General features: G+C 52.2%; 18 protein-coding genes. 15 read left to right on the top strand and 3 right to left on the bottom strand.

Features of this window, described 5'->3' with window-relative positions; all coding sequences use genetic code 11:
- Positions 1-32 precede the first annotated feature (32 nt).
- From EVJ20_RS02290 to EVJ20_RS02320, 7 genes are all read left to right on the top strand, one after another.
- A complete protein-coding gene (locus EVJ20_RS02290) occupies positions 33-2222 on the top strand; it encodes a DNA translocase FtsK (RefSeq protein WP_131506957.1) in 2190 nt (729 codons plus the stop codon).
- 404 nt (positions 2223-2626) lie between these two features.
- A complete protein-coding gene (locus EVJ20_RS02295) occupies positions 2627-3346 on the top strand; it encodes a GntR family transcriptional regulator (protein ID WP_016510124.1) in 720 nt (239 codons plus the stop codon).
- A gap of 131 nt (positions 3347-3477) precedes the next feature.
- Positions 3478-4563: a BMP family lipoprotein gene (locus EVJ20_RS02300; RefSeq protein ID WP_131489986.1), complete on the top strand. Its 1086-nt coding sequence runs from the start codon at positions 3478-3480 to the stop codon at positions 4561-4563.
- A 61-nt stretch (positions 4564-4624) separates the two neighbouring features.
- A complete protein-coding gene (locus tag EVJ20_RS02305; RefSeq protein WP_131489828.1) occupies positions 4625-6151 on the top strand; it encodes an ABC transporter ATP-binding protein in 1527 nt (508 codons plus the stop codon).
- Positions 6148-7212: an ABC transporter permease gene (locus tag EVJ20_RS02310; protein WP_131465249.1), complete on the top strand. Its 1065-nt coding sequence runs from the start codon at positions 6148-6150 to the stop codon at positions 7210-7212. The genes EVJ20_RS02305 and EVJ20_RS02310 overlap by 4 nt, the downstream gene beginning before the upstream one ends.
- Positions 7209-8168, top strand: a complete 960-nt coding sequence (locus EVJ20_RS02315; protein ID WP_071399634.1) for an ABC transporter permease — start codon at positions 7209-7211, stop codon at positions 8166-8168. Before EVJ20_RS02310 ends, EVJ20_RS02315 begins: the two co-directional genes overlap by 4 nt.
- Positions 8169-8251: 83 nt before the next feature.
- Positions 8252-9061: a thermonuclease family protein gene (locus tag EVJ20_RS02320; RefSeq protein WP_131506959.1), complete on the top strand. Its 810-nt coding sequence runs from the start codon at positions 8252-8254 to the stop codon at positions 9059-9061.
- A gap of 39 nt (positions 9062-9100) precedes the next feature.
- Here EVJ20_RS02320 and EVJ20_RS02325 read toward each other — a convergent pair whose 3' ends face one another.
- Positions 9101-9349: a ferredoxin gene (locus EVJ20_RS02325; protein WP_016510114.1), complete on the bottom strand. Its 249-nt coding sequence runs from the start codon at positions 9347-9349 to the stop codon at positions 9101-9103.
- 144 nt (positions 9350-9493) lie between these two features.
- On the opposite strand from EVJ20_RS02325, the gene EVJ20_RS02330 reads away from it, so the two are divergent.
- From EVJ20_RS02330 to EVJ20_RS02360, 7 genes are all read left to right on the top strand, one after another.
- Positions 9494-10516: a helix-turn-helix domain-containing protein gene (locus EVJ20_RS02330; RefSeq protein ID WP_070327450.1), complete on the top strand. Its 1023-nt coding sequence runs from the start codon at positions 9494-9496 to the stop codon at positions 10514-10516.
- A complete protein-coding gene (locus EVJ20_RS02335; protein WP_131440210.1) occupies positions 10500-11927 on the top strand; it encodes a RecQ family ATP-dependent DNA helicase in 1428 nt (475 codons plus the stop codon). The genes EVJ20_RS02330 and EVJ20_RS02335 overlap by 17 nt, the downstream gene beginning before the upstream one ends.
- A 41-nt stretch (positions 11928-11968) precedes the next feature.
- Positions 11969-12172 (top strand): hypothetical protein, encoded by a 204-nt coding sequence (locus EVJ20_RS02340; RefSeq protein WP_070327448.1) that lies wholly within the window; start codon positions 11969-11971, stop codon positions 12170-12172.
- 170 nt (positions 12173-12342) lie between these two features.
- Positions 12343-13200, top strand: coding sequence for a MerR family transcriptional regulator (locus EVJ20_RS02345; RefSeq protein WP_131506961.1), 858 nt, complete (start codon positions 12343-12345; stop codon positions 13198-13200).
- Positions 13201-13260: 60 nt separating this feature from the next.
- Positions 13261-13842 (top strand): adaptor protein MecA, encoded by a 582-nt coding sequence (locus EVJ20_RS02350; protein WP_131440208.1) that lies wholly within the window; start codon positions 13261-13263, stop codon positions 13840-13842.
- 96 nt (positions 13843-13938) lie between these two features.
- On the top strand, positions 13939-14856 hold the full coding sequence (locus EVJ20_RS02355; RefSeq protein ID WP_131506963.1) for a D-alanine--D-alanine ligase: 918 nt from the start codon (positions 13939-13941) through the stop codon (positions 14854-14856).
- Between the two features lie 147 nt (positions 14857-15003).
- Entirely contained in the window at positions 15004-16272 is a 1269-nt protein-coding gene (locus tag EVJ20_RS02360; protein ID WP_070327444.1) for a Glu/Leu/Phe/Val family dehydrogenase, read from the top strand.
- A 76-nt stretch (positions 16273-16348) separates the two neighbouring features.
- Here EVJ20_RS02360 and EVJ20_RS02365 read toward each other — a convergent pair whose 3' ends face one another.
- On the bottom strand, positions 16349-17359 hold the full coding sequence (locus EVJ20_RS02365; RefSeq protein WP_131507416.1) for a YpdA family putative bacillithiol disulfide reductase: 1011 nt from the start codon (positions 17357-17359) through the stop codon (positions 16349-16351).
- Between the two features lie 28 nt (positions 17360-17387).
- Positions 17388-18359 carry an asparaginase gene (locus EVJ20_RS02370; RefSeq protein ID WP_070327442.1) on the bottom strand — a complete coding sequence of 324 codons (972 nt, stop codon included), beginning with the start codon at positions 18357-18359 and terminating at the stop codon, positions 17388-17390.
- 108 nt (positions 18360-18467) lie between these two features.
- Between EVJ20_RS02370 and prsW the strand changes: the two genes are divergently transcribed.
- Positions 18468-19124, top strand: coding sequence for a glutamic-type intramembrane protease PrsW (gene prsW, locus EVJ20_RS02375; RefSeq protein WP_070327441.1), 657 nt, complete (start codon positions 18468-18470; stop codon positions 19122-19124).
- Positions 19125-19141 lie beyond the last annotated feature (17 nt).

A 19141-nucleotide genomic window follows, 5' to 3' on the forward strand; every position in this document is an offset into this window, starting at 1 on the left:
ACTTTTGCCTCTTTTTTTAGGAGGAATAGAAGTTGGCACAAAAAACGAGAAAGACCCCGGTGAAGCGTAAGCCGCGACCGACGACGAGGAATCGTAAGCGGAAACAGCCAATCCCACTTCGTACATATGGTTGGGCCAGCTTTATCTTGTCGATGATCGCGTTCATCTTTTCGTTGTTCGAGTTCGGCTGGGTCGGGACTCAGACAGCGACGTTTGCGACGACGCTGTTTGGGGGCTGGGGTGCACTCACATATTTGATCGTCGCATTCATTTTGCTCGTATTCTTGAACGATTTCCGTCCGATCCAACGAGCCGGTATCTTCCTGCTGTTCGTGTCCTTCCTATTGTTCGGGGACATGGTGTGGGGAACGGAACGGGGAGTGGTGAACGGGGCGCTCTACGGATTGAACCAATACTTGCTATCGGACTTCGGGATTATCTTCCTTGGCATCATCAGCGTCGTCGTCGGTGTCTCGCTTCTGTCTCCGGCGATTTGGCGGACAATCGGGAACCGGTTGCTCGAAAGTTTCGTTGCGATTAAACAAGAATGGCGTGACCGAGAACGTACACCCGCCAAACCGAAACCGACTGAGAAGAAGCGGGTCGACGCACGCGCGTCCGAATCAACACCCAAGCCTCAAGAAGTGGAGGCCGAGGCGGACGCCGTCGTCATGCATGATATTCCGATTGTCGGGTTTAGTGAGACCATCGACGCCGAGAAGCGTCAGAAAGTGTCTGACGAGACCGTGAAGAGCGAGGTCGTATCAGATATCCCGACCGAGGACATGATGATGACAGCGGCTCAGGACGTGTCTGCGACATACGAATTGCCGAAGTTCACGATTTTAAGTGAACCGGTCGTGACCGACTTGTCAGGAGAGAACGCACGATTGAAGGCGAACGCAACGAAACTCGTCCAAACGCTCAAGTCGTTCGGCGTCGGGGTGAAAGTGCTCAAAATCCATCTCGGTCCGACTGTCACGAAGTACGAGCTGCAACCGGACATCGGCGTCAAAGTGAGCCGGATCACCTCATTGAGTGATGATCTCGCACTCGCACTTGCCGCCAAAGACATTCGTATCGAAGCACCGATCCCAGGGAAGGCGGCCATCGGCATCGAAGTCCCGAACCAAGAAGTCGCGCCGGTCTGTCTGCGTGAGGTGTTAGAAGCGGAGCCTGTCAAACGCGATGAGGCACCGCTCCTCGTCGCGCTCGGTCGCAGTATTAGCGGTGAGACGGTCACGATCGCGTTGAACAAGATGCCTCATCTACTCGTCGCAGGGTCGACCGGCTCCGGGAAGTCGGTCTGTATCAATGGGATGATCGTGTCTATTTTGATGCGGACGCGGCCAGATCAAGTCCGCCTCATGATGATCGACCCGAAGATGGTCGAGTTGAACGTCTACAACGGCGTCCCGCATTTATTGACGCCGGTCGTGACGGATCCGAAAAAAGCGGCTCAAGCGCTCAAGCAAGTCGTTGCCGAGATGGAGCGCCGCTACGAGCTGTTTAGCCGCTACGGTGTCCGTAACATCGAGGGCTACAACGACCTCGTCGACAAGTCAGAGGACGAAGACGCTAAACGGCTCCCGTTCATCGTCGTCATCGTGGATGAGTTGGCCGACTTGATGATGGTCGCCTCAAACGACGTCGAGGACGCGATTATGCGGCTCGCCCAGATGGCACGAGCGGCCGGTATCCATATGGTGCTCGCCACGCAACGTCCATCCGTCGACGTCATCACGGGTGTCATTAAAGCGAACATCCCATCACGGATCGCGTTCGCGGTCTCGTCAGCGACCGATTCAAGAACGATCCTCGACGGCGGGGGGGCTGAGAAGCTGCTCGGTCGAGGTGATATGCTCATGCTTGCGAACGGAATGAACAAGCCGGTACGCGTCCAAGGGGCGTTCGTATCCGATCAGGAAGTCGAGACGGTCGTCAACCATGTCATCGCCCAGCAGCGGGCCCAGTACGTCGAGGCGATGATGCCAAAAGAAGAAGAAGTGACGACGATCGACTCGGACGACTCGTTATTCGAAGAAGTCGTCCAATTCATCTTGACGCAAGAAACGGCGTCGACTTCGATGATTCAACGAAGATTCCGAATCGGTTATAACCGGGCGGCCCGCTTGATTGATTCGCTCGAACAAGCAGGGTACGTCGGTCCTTCGGAAGGATCGAAGCCACGGAAAGTACTCATTAACCAACAAGATGCATAATACGAAAAACGAACTATAAGGACGGATGCGTTCGAAATAGTTCGTTTTTTGTTTATTTTTAAAAGTATCGTCAATTCAGTTACCTCGCGTCGGATAAACATGTACAGTAGAAGTTATATAGCACATCTGGACTATATGACCTATTGAGACATACTACTGAAAACGTTGAAACGCTTTCATTTTTTAATACCGTTTTCATTTTACGATTTCTTTTCAAACACTCGTAGAACAGGTAATATAGACTAAGTGGTATACATAATCCCTTGGCTTTAAAACATTTCCTTGATTCCGAACAAAAAAGTATTGCGTTCTTTTTACGGAATCCCTATACTTAGAATTGGCAAGGACATTCATACGTCAGATGTCTGAGCACTGGTAAGAAATAGGTAAAGGTGGTGAGGCCCATGTCGATCAAGCTCGATCATCGCTTGCTCTATCTTCGCGTGATTGAGAAAATCAAGCAGGATATCGACGATGGTGTCTATCGTGAAGGAGAGAAACTTCCTTCAGAATTCGAGTTGTCGAAGCAACTAGGAGTCAGTCGAGCGACGCTCCGAGAAGCGCTTCGTATTCTCGAAGACGAGAAATTTGTCGTGCGGAAACATGGTGTCGGGACATTCATCAGTTCAAAACCCCCATTCACTTCTGGGATCGAGGAACTGTTCAGTGTCACGGACATGATCATGCGCGCCAAGATGACACCAGGAACAAAAGTATTGGTGGCCGAAAAAGTGTTAGCGACAGAGAGAGAAGCCGAGCGTCTGAAAATTGAACCGAACTCACCGATTTATCGGATTGTCCGGATTCGTTATGCAGATGAAACACCGGTCGTTTACTGTGTGGATAAAATTCCAGCCCATCTCGTCTCTAATCCTGAAGCGTTGACAGAAGGAAAGTCGTTATTCGATGCGCTTGAAAAAGAGGTAGGACGTCGGGTCGCATACGCGATCACGCACATCGAACCGAGTGTGAGTTCAGAGATCTCGACCCAACTTCAAACGGACCAACCGTTACTCGCTTTAAAACAACTGCATTACGATGAGAGCGATTTACCGTTGCTCGATTCGGCAAACTTTTTCCGAGCGGACCGCTTCGACTTCCACGTCGTTCGTAAACGCGTCTAAGCAAGTTCTTGTAAAGCGGAAATAGTTATTTTTGGGTAATTGCGTGAAAGCGCTTTCTTATACCGGTGTAAAGACGACTGATGACATGACAACCTTAATTGTTATGATCCGAAAGGGGAAACACGACGATGATGAACAAGAAAAAAACGATTCTTTCAGCTTTAGCAGCAGGTCTCACGCTCTCAACAGTACTTGCAGCATGCGGTGGGGATGACAACGAAGGTACTTCTTCAAATGGCGAAGGCGGAGAAGGCAGCGACTTCAAAGTCGCGATGGTAACTGATACAGGCGGCGTTGACGACAAATCGTTCAACCAATCAGCTTGGGAAGGTCTTCAGAAGTTCGGAGCAGACAACAACTTGACTGAAAACGAAGGCTTCAAATATCTTCAATCTTCAAAACAAGCGGACTATCAGCCAAACTTGCAACAATTGGCACGCGATAACTTCAACTTGATCTACGGTATCGGTTTCTTGATGGGTGAAGATATCCAGAAAGTTGCCGAGCAGTTCCCAGACAACAACTTCGCGCTCGTCGACATGGTCGTTGACGCACCGAACGTCGCGTCGATCACGTTTAAAGAACAAGAAGGTTCGTTCCTCGTCGGTGTCGTCGCAGGTCTCACAACGAAAACGGACAAAGTCGGTTTCATCGGCGGCGTCGAGTCAGACTTGATCAAAAAGTTCGAAAATGGATATAAAGCGGGCGTCATGGCCGTCAACCCAGACGCGACAATTGACGTCAAGTACGCTGAAGACTTCAACTCGGCTGAAAAAGGAACGGCAATCTCTTCAGGGATGTATGGAGCAGGCTCTGACATCATCTATCACGCAGCAGGCGGAACGGGTGTAGGTGTCTTCACAGAAGCGAAAAACCGTAAGAAGAACGGCGAAGACGTATGGGTCATCGGCGTTGACCGTGACCAGTACGAAGAAGGACTTCCTGAAAACGTAACCCTTACTTCAATGGTCAAACGTGTTGATACGGCAACTTACGAAGTATCGAAACTCGCAATGGAAGATAAGTTCCCAGCAGGCGAAATCGTTGAGTTCTCATTGAAAGATGATGGTGTAGGTATCGCTGAAACATCAAGCGAAAACGTTGCAGCTGACGTCCTCACAAAAGTTGAGGAATACCGCACGCAGTTGATCGACGGCGACATCACGGCTCCAGCTACTGACGCTGAGTTCGAAGAGTTCATGAAAACAGTAAAATAATTCATTAAGTTAGGGGGGACCCATGCGGTCTCCCTTTACTTAAAGTTAGGGGTGGACTTTCTTGGAATATGTAATTGAAATGCTCAATATTCGCAAAGAGTTCGGAACGTTCGTAGCCAACGACAACATCACCCTCCAACTTCGCAAAGGCGAGATTCATGCGCTGCTCGGCGAGAACGGTGCCGGGAAATCAACGCTAATGAACGTCTTGTTCGGTCTCTACCAGCCAGAAGGTGGAGAGATTCGAGTGCGCGGGGAGAAAGTGAATATTGAAAATCCGAACATCGCCAATGATCTCGGGATCGGCATGGTACACCAACACTTCATGCTCGTCGAGAAGTTCACGGTGACCGAGAACATCATTCTCGGGTCTGAACCGAGAAGTGGATTGACGGTCGACCGGGCGACGGCTCGTAAAAAGGTAATGGACATTTCGGAACAATACGGTCTTCGCATCGATCCTGATGCCAAAATCGAGGATATTTCGGTCGGGATGCAACAACGTGTCGAAATTTTAAAAACGCTTTACCGCGGGGCTGAAATCTTGATTTTTGATGAGCCGACCGCTGTTTTGACGCCGCAAGAAATCCAAGAACTCATTCAAATCATGAAGCGTCTCATTGAAGAAGGCAAATCGATCATCTTGATCACGCATAAATTAAAAGAAATCATGCAAGTCGCCGACCGTTGTACGGTCATTCGTCGCGGACGCTATATCGGTACCGTCGAAGTCGACGAGACCGTGAATGAAGATAGCTTAGCCGAGATGATGGTCGGGCGTGAGGTAAACTTTGATGCGGAATATTCCAAGGCAGATCCACAGCAAGTCGTACTCGACGTTCAACAGCTCGTCGTCAAAGACAGCCGCGGACTGAAAGTCGTCGAGGGCTTGGATTTACAAATTCGTTCTGGAGAGATTCTCGGTATCGCCGGGATCGACGGGAACGGTCAGACCGAATTAATTGAAGCGCTTTCAGGTCTGAAAAAGCCTGAAGCAGGTAAAATCTTATTGAACGGGAAAGACGTGACCGGATTCACGCCGCGTAAAGTGACAGAGTCCGGTGTCGGGCACATCCCACAAGACCGTCACAAGCACGGACTCGTCCTCGACTACTCGATCCGTGACAATATGGTGCTCCAAACGTACTATAAAGAGCCGTTCTCAAAGCGTGGTTTGATGAACTATAAAGCCGTCGCTGAGAAAGCGAAAGCGTTAATTGAGAAGTTTGACGTCCGAACTCCGTCGATCGACGTGCCAGCCCGTGCTCTATCTGGCGGTAACCAACAGAAAGCGATCATCGCCCGGGAAGTCGACCGGTCACCAGACTTGTTGATCGCCGCGCAACCGACGCGGGGGCTCGATGTCGGAGCCATCGAATTCATTCACGAGCAACTCATTAAAGAACGGGAGAAAGGACGCGCCGTCCTGCTCATCTCGTTCGAGCTTGAAGAAATCCTTCACGTCTCCGACCGGATCGCCGTCTTATACGAAGGAAAGATCGTCGGGATTCGCGATCCGAAAGAAACGACCGAGCAAGAGCTTGGCTTCTTGATGGCCGGCGGTAAGAGAGGGGAAGAAACAGTATGAACAAGCTAGCATATAATCGACTTCTCATCCCGCTTTTGTCGATCTTGATGGGACTACTTGTCGGTGCGATCGTCATGCTCATCGGTGGTTACAACCCGGTCCAAGGGTTCTCATCACTTTTCAGCGGCATGGTCGGCAGCCCGTATGCGATCGGTGAGACGCTCCGTGCGGCAGCACCGCTCATTTTCTCAGGTTTGGCCGTCGCGTTCGCGTTCCGGACCGGACTGTTCAACATCGGGGTCGAAGGTCAAGTCTTGATCGGGTGGGTGGCAGCGGTTTATGTCGGGATCAACTTTGACTTGCCGATGTTCATTCACTTGCCGCTCGCGCTTCTCGCGTCCATGTTCGCGGCAGCGCTATGGGCGTTCGTTCCTGGTTTCTTGAAAGCCAAGTTCCACGTCCATGAAGTTATCACGTCAATCATGATGAACTATATCGCCCTCTACACGACGAACGCGATTTTGCGTAGCGTCATCGGTGTGACGAACGAACGGACCGAAGATATTAAAGACTCGGCCTCGCTCGCCTCACCGTTGCTACAAGAATTGACGACGTTCTCGCGTCTGCACTGGGGTATTCTCATCGCCGTGCTCGCAGCGATCGTCTATTACTACATCTTACAACGGACGACGCTCGGGTATGAGCTTCGTGCCGTCGGATTTAACAAACACGCCTCGCAGTATGCGGGGATGAGCGTTAACCGGAACATCATTCTCTCGTTCGTCATCTCTGGAATGTTCGCCGGACTTGCCGGCGCGATGGAAGGTCTCGGGACGTTCAACGGAATGACGCTTAGCGCGTCGTTCACCGGCGTCGGATTCGACGGGATCGCTGTCGCCCTGCTCGGTGCGAACACGGCGGTCGGTGTCTTCCTGGCAGCAATTTTGTTCGCCGGTCTCAACATCGGCGGACTTGCGATGCAACTCGGGGCCAACATCCCGTCTGAGCTCGTCAAAGTCATCATTGCCGCCATCGTCATCTTCGTGGCGTCAGGATACGCCTTGAACTATGTGATTGAAAAACTTAAAGGAAACCGTAAGAAAGGAGTGGAGAAAAAATGAGCTTCTTAGAAGTACTCTACATCGTCGTTCCGGTTGCGTTAGCCTATGCGACTCCACTCATCATCGCGGCGCTCGGCGGCATTTTCAGTGAACGTTCGGGTGTCGTCAACATCGCTCTAGAAGGCATCATGGTCATCGGGGCGGCGACGGGAATCATCGTCACGCTCACATTGACCGATATGGGATTTGGCGGGCTCAGCCCGTGGCTCTCACTGTTGATCGCCATGGTCGTCGGCGCGCTGTTCTCGCTATTCTTGGCCGTTCCTGCCATCCTCTGGCGGGCTGACCAAACCGTTCTCGGTGTCGCGATCAACATGCTCGCCGTCGGGCTCGCCATCTTCGTCGTTCGGGTTCTTTACAATAAAGGACAGACCGATTTCATCGAATATCGGATCGCCAAAGAGAACGTGCCGATTCTGTCGGACATCCCGGTGCTCCGCATGTTCTTTATCAACGTCCAATACACGTCGTTCATCGCGATCATCCTCGCGTTCGTCGTCTGGTTCGTCATCTTCAAGACGCCGTTCGGTCTTCGCCTTCGTTCAGTCGGTGAACATCCGATGGCGGCGGACACGATGGGAATCAACGTCACGAAGATGCGCTTCATGGGCGTCATGCTCTCAGGTGCGTTCGGTGGTTTGGCTGGTGCGGTCTATGCCGTCACGGTTACGACCAACTTCAGTGGGACGACGATCGTCGGACAAGGCTTCCTCGCCATTGCCGCGATGATCTTCGGGAAATGGAACCCGCTCGGTGCCCTAGGCGCTGGTTTATTCTTCGGGTTCGCCCAAGCGCTGTCGATCATCGGCAGTAACTTGCCGGTCATCAATAACGTACCGCAAGTATTGCTCTTGATCGCGCCGTACGCGTTGACGATCCTCGCCCTAGCAGGTGTCGTCGGACGAGCGGACGCTCCGAAATCAGTTGGTATCCCGTATATTAAAGGGAAGCGCTGACGAGGGAAAGGACATATGTCTCGTTTTGCCAAGGTTGTTTGACGCTTAAGTCAAACAACCTTTTTTGTTATACTGGTGTAGAGGTGAGACAATTGAAACAATGGTGGCAACTACTGCTCGTTCTCGTGCTGAGCGTTTCGTTAGCAGGTTGCTCGGTCGATGACTGGTTCGCCGAGCAAGTCGAGCCGCCGGAATCGCTCGTCGAACTCGAGGCGGATTACCCGGCAGCGGACGCCGGGACAAAAGTCCGAGCGCCGATCGGCAAGACGGAGACGGTCACGTTAGACCGCGTCATCGATGGCGATACGCTTAAAGTCGAGTTTGAGAGCGGTGCGACCGAGTCGATTCGACTCCTGCTCGTCGACACGCCTGAGACGAGTCATCCGACGTTGCCGGTCCAACCGTTCGGTGAGGACGCGAAGGCGTTCGTCGCGCGTTGGTTACCGGAAGGTGAGACGATCGTCCTCGAGTACGACGTCGGGCGGTACGACCGCTATCAGCGGACGCTCGCTTACGTATGGTATGATGATGCGATGCTCAATGAAGAGCTGCTGCGTCGCGGTCTCGCACGTGTCGCGTACGTTTACGCCCCGAACACCCAGCACGTCGATGCGTTCCGCGATGTCGAACGCGCGGCCCGGCGCGAGCTGCTCGGGATTTGGAGCATCGAGGACTACGTGACGGGCAACGGTTTCGACCATGAAGCGGCGCGACCGGCGAAACCTCGATCGGAGCCGAGCGAAGCGTGTGACATTAAAGGGAACATTAATCGGGAAGGCGAGAAAATTTATCACGTGCCGGGCGGTGCGAGCTATGAACGCACGAACCCGGAGGAAATGTTCTGTACGGAAGGAGAGGCCGAGGCGGCAGGGTTTAGAAGAGCGGCCCGTTAAAAAAAAGACATGTGTGTCAACTTGACACACATGTCTCTCTTATTCGTATTTGAGTGCGTCGCCATCGAACGATTCGTCAGCGACTTTGATTGAGTCGGTCGGACATCCTTCGAACGCATCCATCAAATCTTCCGACAGTTCGTCAGGTACTTCGACTGTGCCTGTGTTGTCGTCCATCAAGTTGAAGGCGAGACCTTCGTCATCATAGTCGAAGATGTCGGGAGCAGCTGCTCCACAAGCACCACATGCGATACATGTATCTTTGTCAACGATAGTAAATTTTGCCATTTGTAACCCTCCAAACGTTTCGTCTCTCTGCATAGAAATGACTTTCTACTGACTATGAGTAATTGTAGTCTACATACCCTAATATTTCAATGAGGAAACGAATAACGTTTTGGAGAGATAGTAATAATGAGAGAGGGTGGAAGGATGGTTCATTTAGCCGACGGAGTGTTGCTCCTATCGATTCAACGCTTAAAAGGGGAGCGCAGCGAACGCAGCCTGTTTCACGTTTTAAACGGAAAACGTTCGGCGACGACGCTCCAAGATGCTTTTTTTTATGACCTTGAACCGATTTTCGGACTGTTCCCTTATACGAAATATGATTATGAGAAGCTGTTAGTCTCGTTTGAGAAAAGAGGCTGGCTCAATCGGGCGACGTTCACGTTAACTGAAGCCGGAAGTATGCTCGCTAGTCCGGACGCGGTCAGCCAGTTGTTTGACCGGCTCGGTGGCGAGTACCGGGACTATACGACGATGACATGGAAACGTCTCAGTTTATTTATCCAGACGTTCATGTCACTCGAACACGAGCGCACGTTTTATCCGGTCCAAGCCGATCGGATGGCCGAGCGGTGGGTCAAGCAAATCGTGCGAACGGAACGAGAGTGGAAAGAACTGATCGCCTCGTTTCATCAAGAACTCGAAACAGCGCTTGAGACGGTCGGTGATCCATATGCGACGGCAGTCGTCTATCGCTTCACCGGAGCGTTCGAGACGGGATACACGTATGAACAGATCGCGACGCTCCTTGACGTCGATGCTCGGACGGCACGGCTTTACTTCTTGGCCGGATGGAACGCGCTGTTACGGACTGTGCCGCGAGACGCCAAAATACTAGGGTTTGCCCACGGGTTGTCGGATGAGCGGATGACGTTATCGGCGCGCGAATCGTTCGATTTGTTTTCGGCCGGCCGCACGTTCGCGCAAGTACAATCGATCAGGCGCCTGCGCACGAGCACAATCGAAGACCACGTCGTCGAGATGGCGATGTATTTGGACGACTTCCCGCTCGATCAATTCGTGCCAGCCGACGCGATTGCCGAAGTCGAACGGTTACGGGAAGAAGACAGCTGGGCGCTAAAGCCGATCTTCGAGAAAACCGACAATCTCAGTTACTTCCAAATTCGGTTAGTGTTCGCGAGATTGAAACGAGGTGAGACATTTGTATGAAAAAACGTTGAAGCGTGTGTTCGGTCACGAGACGTTTCGTCCCGGACAGCGTGACGTCATCGAAGCGGTCGCCGAAGGGCAGGACGTGTTGGCGATCATGCCGACGGGTGCCGGGAAATCATTAACGTTCCAACTCCCGTCGTATTTAAAGAACGAAGGCTTGACGATTATCGTCTCGCCGCTCTTGTCGTTGATCGAAGACCAAATGCTCCATATCCGGGAGCGCGGCGAGCGTGGCGTGGCGAGGCTGACGTCGATGGAGACGTTAGAAGAGAAACAAGACATACTGAATCATTTGAAGCGCTATCGGTTCTTATACCTATCTCCCGAACAGCTTGCCGTGCCGCACGTGACCCGGGCGCTCGCAAGGACTCCGATTCAAATGCTCGTCATCGATGAAGCGCACTGTATCTCGCAATGGGGTCACGAGTTCAGGCCAGAATACGCACGGCTCGGGGAGCTCCGCAAACAACTCGGAAGCCCGCAATGCATGGCCGTCACGGCGACGGCCCCGGAAAACGTGAAACGGGACATTATTGAAAAATTAGCTTTATTCTCGCCGTCCCAGTTCGTCCATTCGGCCAATCGACCTGAGATCCGTCTCATCGTCGAACGGCTCGAGACGGAACGAAAGATGCCGCGACTGATCGAACTCGTTCGAGAAGTGCCGACACCGGCCGTCATCTATACGGCGACACGACGGGAAGCTGAAGCGCTCGCGCTTCAACTCGATGACGCCTTGTTTTATCACGGCGGGATGTCGACCGAGGATCGGCGCCTCGTTCAATCGCAGTTTTTACGCGACGAAGTCGCGATCATGGTATGTACGAGTGCGTTCGGGATGGGCGTCAACAAAGATAACGTGCGCTCTGTCATCCATTTCCAACTGCCGGCGACGCTCGAGGCGTATATGCAAGAGATCGGCCGGGCCGGCCGGGACGGCGAACCGGCGTTTGCCGTCTTACTGTATGCCGAAGGGGATGAACGGATCCAACAGTTTTTAATCGATCAACAGTACCCGAAAGATAAAGACATCCGCATAGCTTATCTAGAACGGGACAACGGCACGAGCTTGTCGCAATTACCGCGGCTGTTGAAGATGAACGAGGAAGATCCGGTATGGGGCTTGCTAAACCAAATGCTCGCCGAACGCACGCTTGCCGATGCGGTCGATTGGGTAAAAGAGAGAAAGCGGGCCCGGTACCGCCAGCTCGGTCAAATGATCGACTACGCGCTTATCAAGAAGTGCCGGCGCGACTACTTGCTGAATTACTTTTCAGAGCAACCGGTCAAACAAGCCGATTGCTGTGACGTCTGTGGTGAGATTTCATTCCCGCCGTCGGTTCAAGTTGTGTCTAAAAATGTGACAGATTGGAAACATCGGTTGGCGCGCATCTTTTCCTTTGATTGATATCATAGTAAAATGATAAAAAAGGTAAAGGAGGGCACACGTTGCGACATCGAAACCAAGCAGATTCTCTTCGTGAAAAAGTCGTGGACACGTTGCCGTCTCGGTCGGAACGGCAAGAGCACGAGCGGAAAGAAAAATTGAATGATAATTGGTTGAAACGACCGCTGGCTATGATGCTGACTTTGACGATGTTTGCGATTATCCTCGCATTTTTATATATAGGACGTCATACATTATTTTTCTGATGATACGGTGGAGACGCCGTATTTTTTTATTTTGTTTCAACATCCTTGAGATGTTTACTTGAATTGGAAAAGTCACACCTGTTTCTCACAAATTTGCACAATAAAACAGGTAAAGCTGAAATGATGGGTCTATACTTAAAGAGAAGAACCTGTAGGAGAGGAGGGCTGCTATGCCGAAGTACTCCATCAAGACGGTCGCGTCACTGACCGGTGTGAACCCGACGACGATTCGGGCTTGGGAGCGTCGTTATCAGTTTATCGAGCCGAGTCGGACCGATTCGGGTCACCGGTTGTATTCCGACAAAGACGTCGAAAAAATCAAATGGGTCGTTGAAAAACAACGGGAAGGGTTGACCGTCTCGCAAGCGATTCAGCAACTTCACGAGGCACCGAAGCCGAAACCCGCTCGTCTCTACGACGAAGAATTGAAGGATGGATTAATGGACGCGCTGCTCAAATTTGATGAACGGAAAGCGCACGATTTGATGAACCGTGCCTTCAACACGTTCAGTTTTGAAAAAGTGACGAAAGATATCATTAGCCCGTTGCTGATGGATATCGGCACACGCTGGGAAAATGGGGAGGTCACGATCGCGCACGAACACTTTGCGACGTCCTTTTTCCGAGCCCGCTTGTCGACGTTGTCTCTTCAAATGCCGATGAATCCATTTTTGCCCCGGATCATTTGCGTCTGCGCCCCGGGTGAGATGCATGAAATCGGCCTTTTGTTCGTGACACTCTATTTAAGACAATACGGCTTTGACGTCATTTTCCTCGGATCGGGGTTCCCGAAAGAGGATTTGAGCATGGCGCTCCATGATATCGACGCGAAATGTTTAATCTTTTCATGTACGTTGACTGAGCACATTGCCAATCTTCAAGAAGCGATGCGTTACATTCAAGCGGAGCATCCAGACCTCGTCATCGGTGCGGGTGGATACGCCGTCAGTCAACAAGCGTCGCAATTTGAAGGAGCGTTTCTAGGAGATACGCCCGAAGCTTGGAACGAGTGGTTGTCAACCATTTGACAGGTCGACAAAACGGGAGTAGCTTATTAAGTAGAATGATTTTTCTTTGGAGGTTTTCGTTTGAGATTTGAAAAACAGACAAAAGAACATTTGAGGGTATACTTGACTGCGAGCGACTTATCGATTCGAGGGATCGCCATCGATACGATTGTCGGAGAGAGCGGTCAAGAACTATGGCGGGAATTGCTTGAAACGGCCGAGGCCGAATATGGGTTCATGCCGCAAGGTGCTGTCGACTTGAATGTGACGATGTTTCCACGCGATGGACTCGTCATCGATGTTCAAAAAGTCGATACGGTCGTCGCGGAGTCGGACCAAGAACAAGTCGAGATTCGCTTGACGATCGATGTGATCCACCATTTGATTTATCAGTTTGACGATATTGAAGACGTGATCAATGCGTCGATTTGTGCGTTTCCGCATATGCAAGATACCGACCAAGGTGGGGCACTCTATCATTATGACGGCCGCTACTACTTACATTTTGTAGAAGTTCTCAAACCGCAAGTCGAGGAACGGCTCGCCGCCATCCTGTCTGAATATGGCAAGACGACGACCGTCAGCCCGTATCTCATGATGGAGTACGGGAAGACCATCCAAACTGAACAAGCAGTGAAACAGCTGTACGATACGTTCGCGTAAGTACGGCTTTTTTACTATTCTGTTTCTATTGTTTTCAGCTGACACATGGTATGATAAAACTTGAATTTTTGAGAAGTTAGCTGAAGGAGAGATATGATGAAAGTCGCTGTTTTATATGGTGGAGTATCGGGTGAGCGTGAAGTGTCGCTTACGAGTGGTAAAGGTATGATCGAAGCGTTAGAGGCACGGGGTCATGAAGTCGTGGCCATTGATTTTCACCCGGATCGGGCTGAAGAGTTATTGACGCTTCAAGCAGACGTCGTCGTCAGTGCCCTGCACGGCAAGTATGGAGAAGACGGTCGCGTCCAGTCGCTCCTCGAGATGGCGCAGCTCCCTTATACAGGGTCGGGCGTCTTGGCTTCGGCTCTCGCGATGGACAAGGCACGCGCGAAAATCATTTTCGCCGCTTCAGGTATTCGTGTCGCCCGTGACGTCCTCGTCCAAGCAGGGGATGACCTCGATTTGAAGGTGGCCGAATGGGGCGGTGAGTTTCCTTGTGTCGTCAAACCGGCGCAAGAAGGCTCTTCGAACGGACTGACGATCGCGACCGACGAGTCGATGCTACGCGCGGGCATCGCCAAGGCGTTCCAATGTGATACGGCCGTGTTGGTCGAACAGTACATCAAAGGTCGTGAGCTGACCGTTCCGGTGCTCGGCAACCGTGGGAACGAGCACGCCCTCCCGGTCATCGAGATCATCCCGAAGAATGAATTTTACGACTACGAGTCTAAGTATTCGGAAGGCGGGTCGATTCACGTCTGTCCGGCGGAGTTGCCGGAGGTGTTGACGAAAGAAGTGCAAGCGGCCGCGATTGAGGCGCACCGTGCCCTCGGCTGCAGCGGCTATTCACGTTCTGATTTCTTAGTGTCGGAGCAAGGATTGGCCTACATCCTCGAGACGAACACGCTCCCGGGGATGACGCCGCTCAGTTTGTTCCCGGACAGTGCGAACGTCGCCGGTATTTCTTACGGTGAATTGCTAGAGCGTTTCATCGCGCTCGCCTTAGAAAAATAAGAAGGGATTCCCCTTCTCCGCTTTTTAGAGAACGCTTTCATTATTTTTGTAAAACCCTTTCAAAATGCTTGCTTATCGGCTATACTTTTAAACGAATACGAGGTTGATTCTTGGGGGAGAATTGACAATTTAGGGGAGGAAACCTTCATGATTACGGATCAAGAAAAAGGTCATCAAAAACGAAAAAACATCCTTGAATCGACACAGGAAGTTGTCCACGAGGCGCTCGAGAAACTCGGTTATCCAGAAGAGATGTACGAGCTGTTGAAAGAGCCGCTTCGGATGTTGACCGTGCGTATCCCTGTCCGCATGGACGACGGTTCGACGAAGATCTTCACTGGCTATCGGGCGCAACATAACGATGCTGTCGGCCCGACGAAAGGTGGGATTCGCTTCCACCCGAGCGTGACGGAAGTAGAAGTCAAGGCGCTGTCGATATGGATGAGCCTGAAGGCCGGTATCGTCGACCTTCCTTACGGTGGCGGTAAAGGGGGCATCGTTTGCGATCCGCGTGAGATGAGTTTCCGTGAAATCGAACGGTTGAGCCGCGGCTACGTTCGAGCGATCAGCCAAATCGTAGGTCCGACCAAAGATATCCCGGCGCCTGATGTGTTTACGAACTCGCAGATCATGGCATGGATGATGGATGAGTACAGCCGTATCGATGAATTCAACTCACCGGGCTTCATCACCGGTAAGCCGCTCGTGCTCGGTGGTTCACACGGTCGCGAGACGGCGACGGCAAAAGGTGTCGCCATCATGATCCGGGAGGCGTCGCTTCGCCGTGGGATCGAGTTGAAAGGCGCGCGCGTCGTCGTCCAAGGATTTGGTAACGCCGGAAGCTTCTTATCGAAGTTCATGCACGACGTGGGAGCGAAAGTCATCGCTGTCAGTGACGCGTATGGCGCGATCTATGATGAGAACGGACTTGACATCCCGTATTTGCTCGATCGACGCGACTCGTTCGGGACGATCTCGACACTGTTCAAAAACACGATTTCGAACAAAGAGATGCTCGAGCTCGACTGTGACATTTTAGTCCCGGCCGCGATCGAGAACCAGATCACTGAAGATAACGCCGATAACATCAAAGCGTCGATCATCGTCGAGGCGGCGAACGGACCGACGACGAACGAAGCGACGCGTATTTTGACAGAACGCGGCATCTTGCTCGTCCCTGACGTCCTCGCTTCAAGCGGTGGCGTGACAGTCTCTTACTTCGAATGGGTCCAAAACAATCAAGGTTATTACTGGACGGAAGAAGAAGTCGAAACGAAGCTTGAAAAAGTGCTCGTCCATTCGTTCAATACGGTATACAACACATCATCAGCCCGGAAAGTCGACATGCGTCTCGCTGCCTATATGGTCGGTGTCCGTAAAATGGCGGAGGCCTCACGCTTCCGTGGCTGGGTGTGATGGCGACTTGCCGATGAACATCGCAAAATGAGGAAGGACCCGCAGTCGGGTCCTTCCTCATTTTAGTTGAACAAGTTTATGACGATGTCACACCGATGCGCTCCCGAAGCGCTTCGGCGATCGCTTGGCCGTGAAAACGGCCGTTTTCGATGAAGATTTTGTTGGCATCGTTCCCGGCCGCGACGACGCCGGCGATGAACAGGTTATCGACGTTTGTCTCATACGTCGCCTCATCAAACTGCGGGATGCCGGTCTCGTCGTCGACGAGCACACCGGCTGCCGAGAACAGCCCGTGGTCAGGCAAGTAACCGGTCATGGCGAGGACGTGGTCCGTTGCGACCCGTTTCTCTTCGCCATGTTGTCGATAGACGACATGGTCCTGTTCGATGCGAATGATCTCGGCCTCGAGCTCAAGACGTACTTTTTCATGACGAACGAGGGAGTCAAAAGCGGGTAGTACCCATGGTTTGACCGATGGGCTATAGCCGTCACCGCGGTAGAGCACCGTGACGTATGCCCCGGCTTTCTCGAGTTCGATGGCCGCATCGACCGCCGAGTTCTTTCCGCCGATGACGGTGACGTGTTGCCGATAAAACGGATGTGCTTCTTTGAAATAATGGGTCACGTGCGGGAGTTCTTCTCCCGGGACGTCTAACTTGCGGGGCCGTCCGTAGTACCCGGTCGCGAGAACGACGAAGTCGGCAAGGTGTTCTGTGACGCCGTGGCGGTCGTGACGGGACCGGACGATGAATTTGTCGGCACGACGGTCGACCGATTCGACCGTCTCGAACGGTTTGACGACAAGCCCGGTCCGGCTCACGACTTCACGATAATAGACGAGCGCGTCTTGGCGATGTGGTTTTAAGTCTTTACAGATGAACGGGATATCCCCGATTTCAAGCAAAGTGGCTGATGAGAAAAACGTCTGATGGGTCGGATAGCGGTAAATCGCATCGACGATGTTGCCTCGTTCGATGATCGTGCACGAGATACCGATCCGTTCTAATTCGATTGCCGCCGACAGGCCGCACGGGCCGGCGCCGACAATGATCGCGTGTTTGTCCAATGAAATCACCTCATCCCTCATTGTATGGAACGAAAGCTGAGATGGCAAGTCACTGCTGGAAGCTGAAGCTGTGTTCCATGACCGGTTGCGATGAGCCTGATTCGAGCTCGACGAGAAGACGGAGCCGTGCTTTTTGCGAATTGAGACCGTTCGAGAAGATGATGCCCATCTCTTTCAGTTGTTTACCGCCACCCTCATACCCGTACACGTCTTGAACGATACCGTTAAAACAGCGGCTGACGATGACGACCGGGATGTGGTCGACGAGTCGTTCGAGTGCCGGGACGATCGATGGTGGAACGTTTCCTTGACCGAGCACTTCAAGGACGAGCCCGTCGTAGCCGAGGTCGAGCACGGCTTCTAGCAAGTCAGGCTCCATGCCGGCGACAACTTTCAACACGGCGACCCGTTTCGTGATCGCTGGAATCATCTTCGGCTGTCTCGTTGTCGGTTGGCTGTAGATGAGGACGTGGTCCTTCGTCACCATCCCGACGTTTCCGAAGTGGACCGATTTGAACGTGTCGACGGAAGAGGTGTGCGTCTTCGTGACGTTGAACGCCGAGTGGATCTCGCCGTTGAAGACGACGAGCACCCCTTTGCCACGTGCGGCTTCGCTCCTTGCGACCCGGAGCGCCGTGATGAGATTAAACTCGCCGTCCGACCCGATCTCGTTCGACGAGCGCATCGCCCCTGTCAAGACGATCGGCACGGGGGCACCGAGCGTGATCTGCAGGAAGTACGCCGTCTCCTCGAGCGTGTCGGTCCCGTGGGTGATGACGACGCCGTCGTACGTGTCTTGCGTCAACTGCTGCGCGATGAACTGGGCGAGCTCGAGCATCTTCTCGGGCGTCATATGAGGAGACGGAATGTTTGAGAAGTGCTTCGTCGTAATTTTTGCGATGTCGGTCGCTTTCGGCAACGTCGCGTCAATCGGATTGACCTCACTTGGTGAGACGTGGCCCGAACCGGTCTGCGACATCGCGATCGTGCCGCCGGTATGGATGAGTAATAGATGATTCATAGTCGACCTCCAACTTTTTTTGTCCTTTTCTTCCATTTTCTAGGCGTTAGCTACTTTTTCTTTCGGCTTATTCAGTGTATGCTTAACGATAGAAAGGAGAGATGCATCATGATTGCAATCGCCTTGTCTGCGGTTGCGCCAGGATTCGCCCTTCTTTCCTACTTCTATTTACGGCATGAGTTGGAAGCGGAACCGCTCGGCTATGTGATTCGTTCGTTTGTCGCCGGTGCCATTCTTGTCTTTCCGATCATGTTCGTCCAATATGCGTTTGTGGAAGAAGGGGTCCTTGTCGGCCCGTTTTGGCAAGCGTTCGTCGCCACCGCTCTATTAGAAGAATTTTTTAAATGGTTCATGATCTATTATACAATATACATACATAAAGTTTTTGATGATTACTACGACGGGATTCTCTATGCGGTCGCCTGTTCACTCGGCTTTGCCACGTTGGAGAATTTTCTATACTTGTGGGTTTATGACTCGCTCGAGATTGCGATTTGGCGAGCCGTCTTACCGGTGAGCGGCCATGCGCTCTTCGCCGTGGCAATGGGCTTTTGTCTCGGTCGGGCCAAACACTCCGCGCATGAACGGTTTTGGCTGTTCACCGCTGTCATGTCGGCAACGTTGCTACACGGAATGTTTGACTATATCTTACTCGTTGAATCGACGAACAAGGTGCCGGCCGTGCTCTATATCGTCATTTTATGGATGGTCGCGCTCTTGCTCGTCCGCACTGCAAATCGATCAAATCGTCGTCAATACAAATAGATAAAAGGGGAACGGGT

Source organism: Exiguobacterium sp. SH0S1, assembly GCF_004337165.1.
GTDB lineage: Bacteria > Bacillota > Bacilli > Exiguobacteriales > Exiguobacteriaceae > Exiguobacterium > Exiguobacterium aurantiacum_A.

Coding starts and splice junctions, on each gene's coding strand:
- EVJ20_RS02310 (WP_131465249.1), top strand. CDS start 6,148: ATGAACAAGCTAGCATATAATCGACTTCTCATCCCGCTTTTGTCGATC.
- EVJ20_RS02330 (WP_070327450.1), top strand. CDS start 9,494: ATGGTTCATTTAGCCGACGGAGTGTTGCTCCTATCGATTCAACGCTTA.
- EVJ20_RS02315 (WP_071399634.1), top strand. CDS start 7,209: ATGAGCTTCTTAGAAGTACTCTACATCGTCGTTCCGGTTGCGTTAGCC.
- EVJ20_RS02325 (WP_016510114.1), bottom strand. CDS start 9,349: ATGGCAAAATTTACTATCGTTGACAAAGATACATGTATCGCATGTGGT.
- EVJ20_RS02360 (WP_070327444.1), top strand. CDS start 15,004: ATGATTACGGATCAAGAAAAAGGTCATCAAAAACGAAAAAACATCCTT.
- EVJ20_RS02365 (WP_131507416.1), bottom strand. CDS start 17,359: ATGAGGGATGAGGTGATTTCATTGGACAAACACGCGATCATTGTCGGC.
- EVJ20_RS02300 (WP_131489986.1), top strand. CDS start 3,478: ATGAACAAGAAAAAAACGATTCTTTCAGCTTTAGCAGCAGGTCTCACG.
- prsW (WP_070327441.1), top strand. CDS start 18,468: ATGATTGCAATCGCCTTGTCTGCGGTTGCGCCAGGATTCGCCCTTCTT.
- EVJ20_RS02345 (WP_131506961.1), top strand. CDS start 12,343: ATGCCGAAGTACTCCATCAAGACGGTCGCGTCACTGACCGGTGTGAAC.
- EVJ20_RS02295 (WP_016510124.1), top strand. CDS start 2,627: ATGTCGATCAAGCTCGATCATCGCTTGCTCTATCTTCGCGTGATTGAG.
- EVJ20_RS02355 (WP_131506963.1), top strand. CDS start 13,939: ATGAAAGTCGCTGTTTTATATGGTGGAGTATCGGGTGAGCGTGAAGTG.
- EVJ20_RS02370 (WP_070327442.1), bottom strand. CDS start 18,359: ATGAATCATCTATTACTCATCCATACCGGCGGCACGATCGCGATGTCG.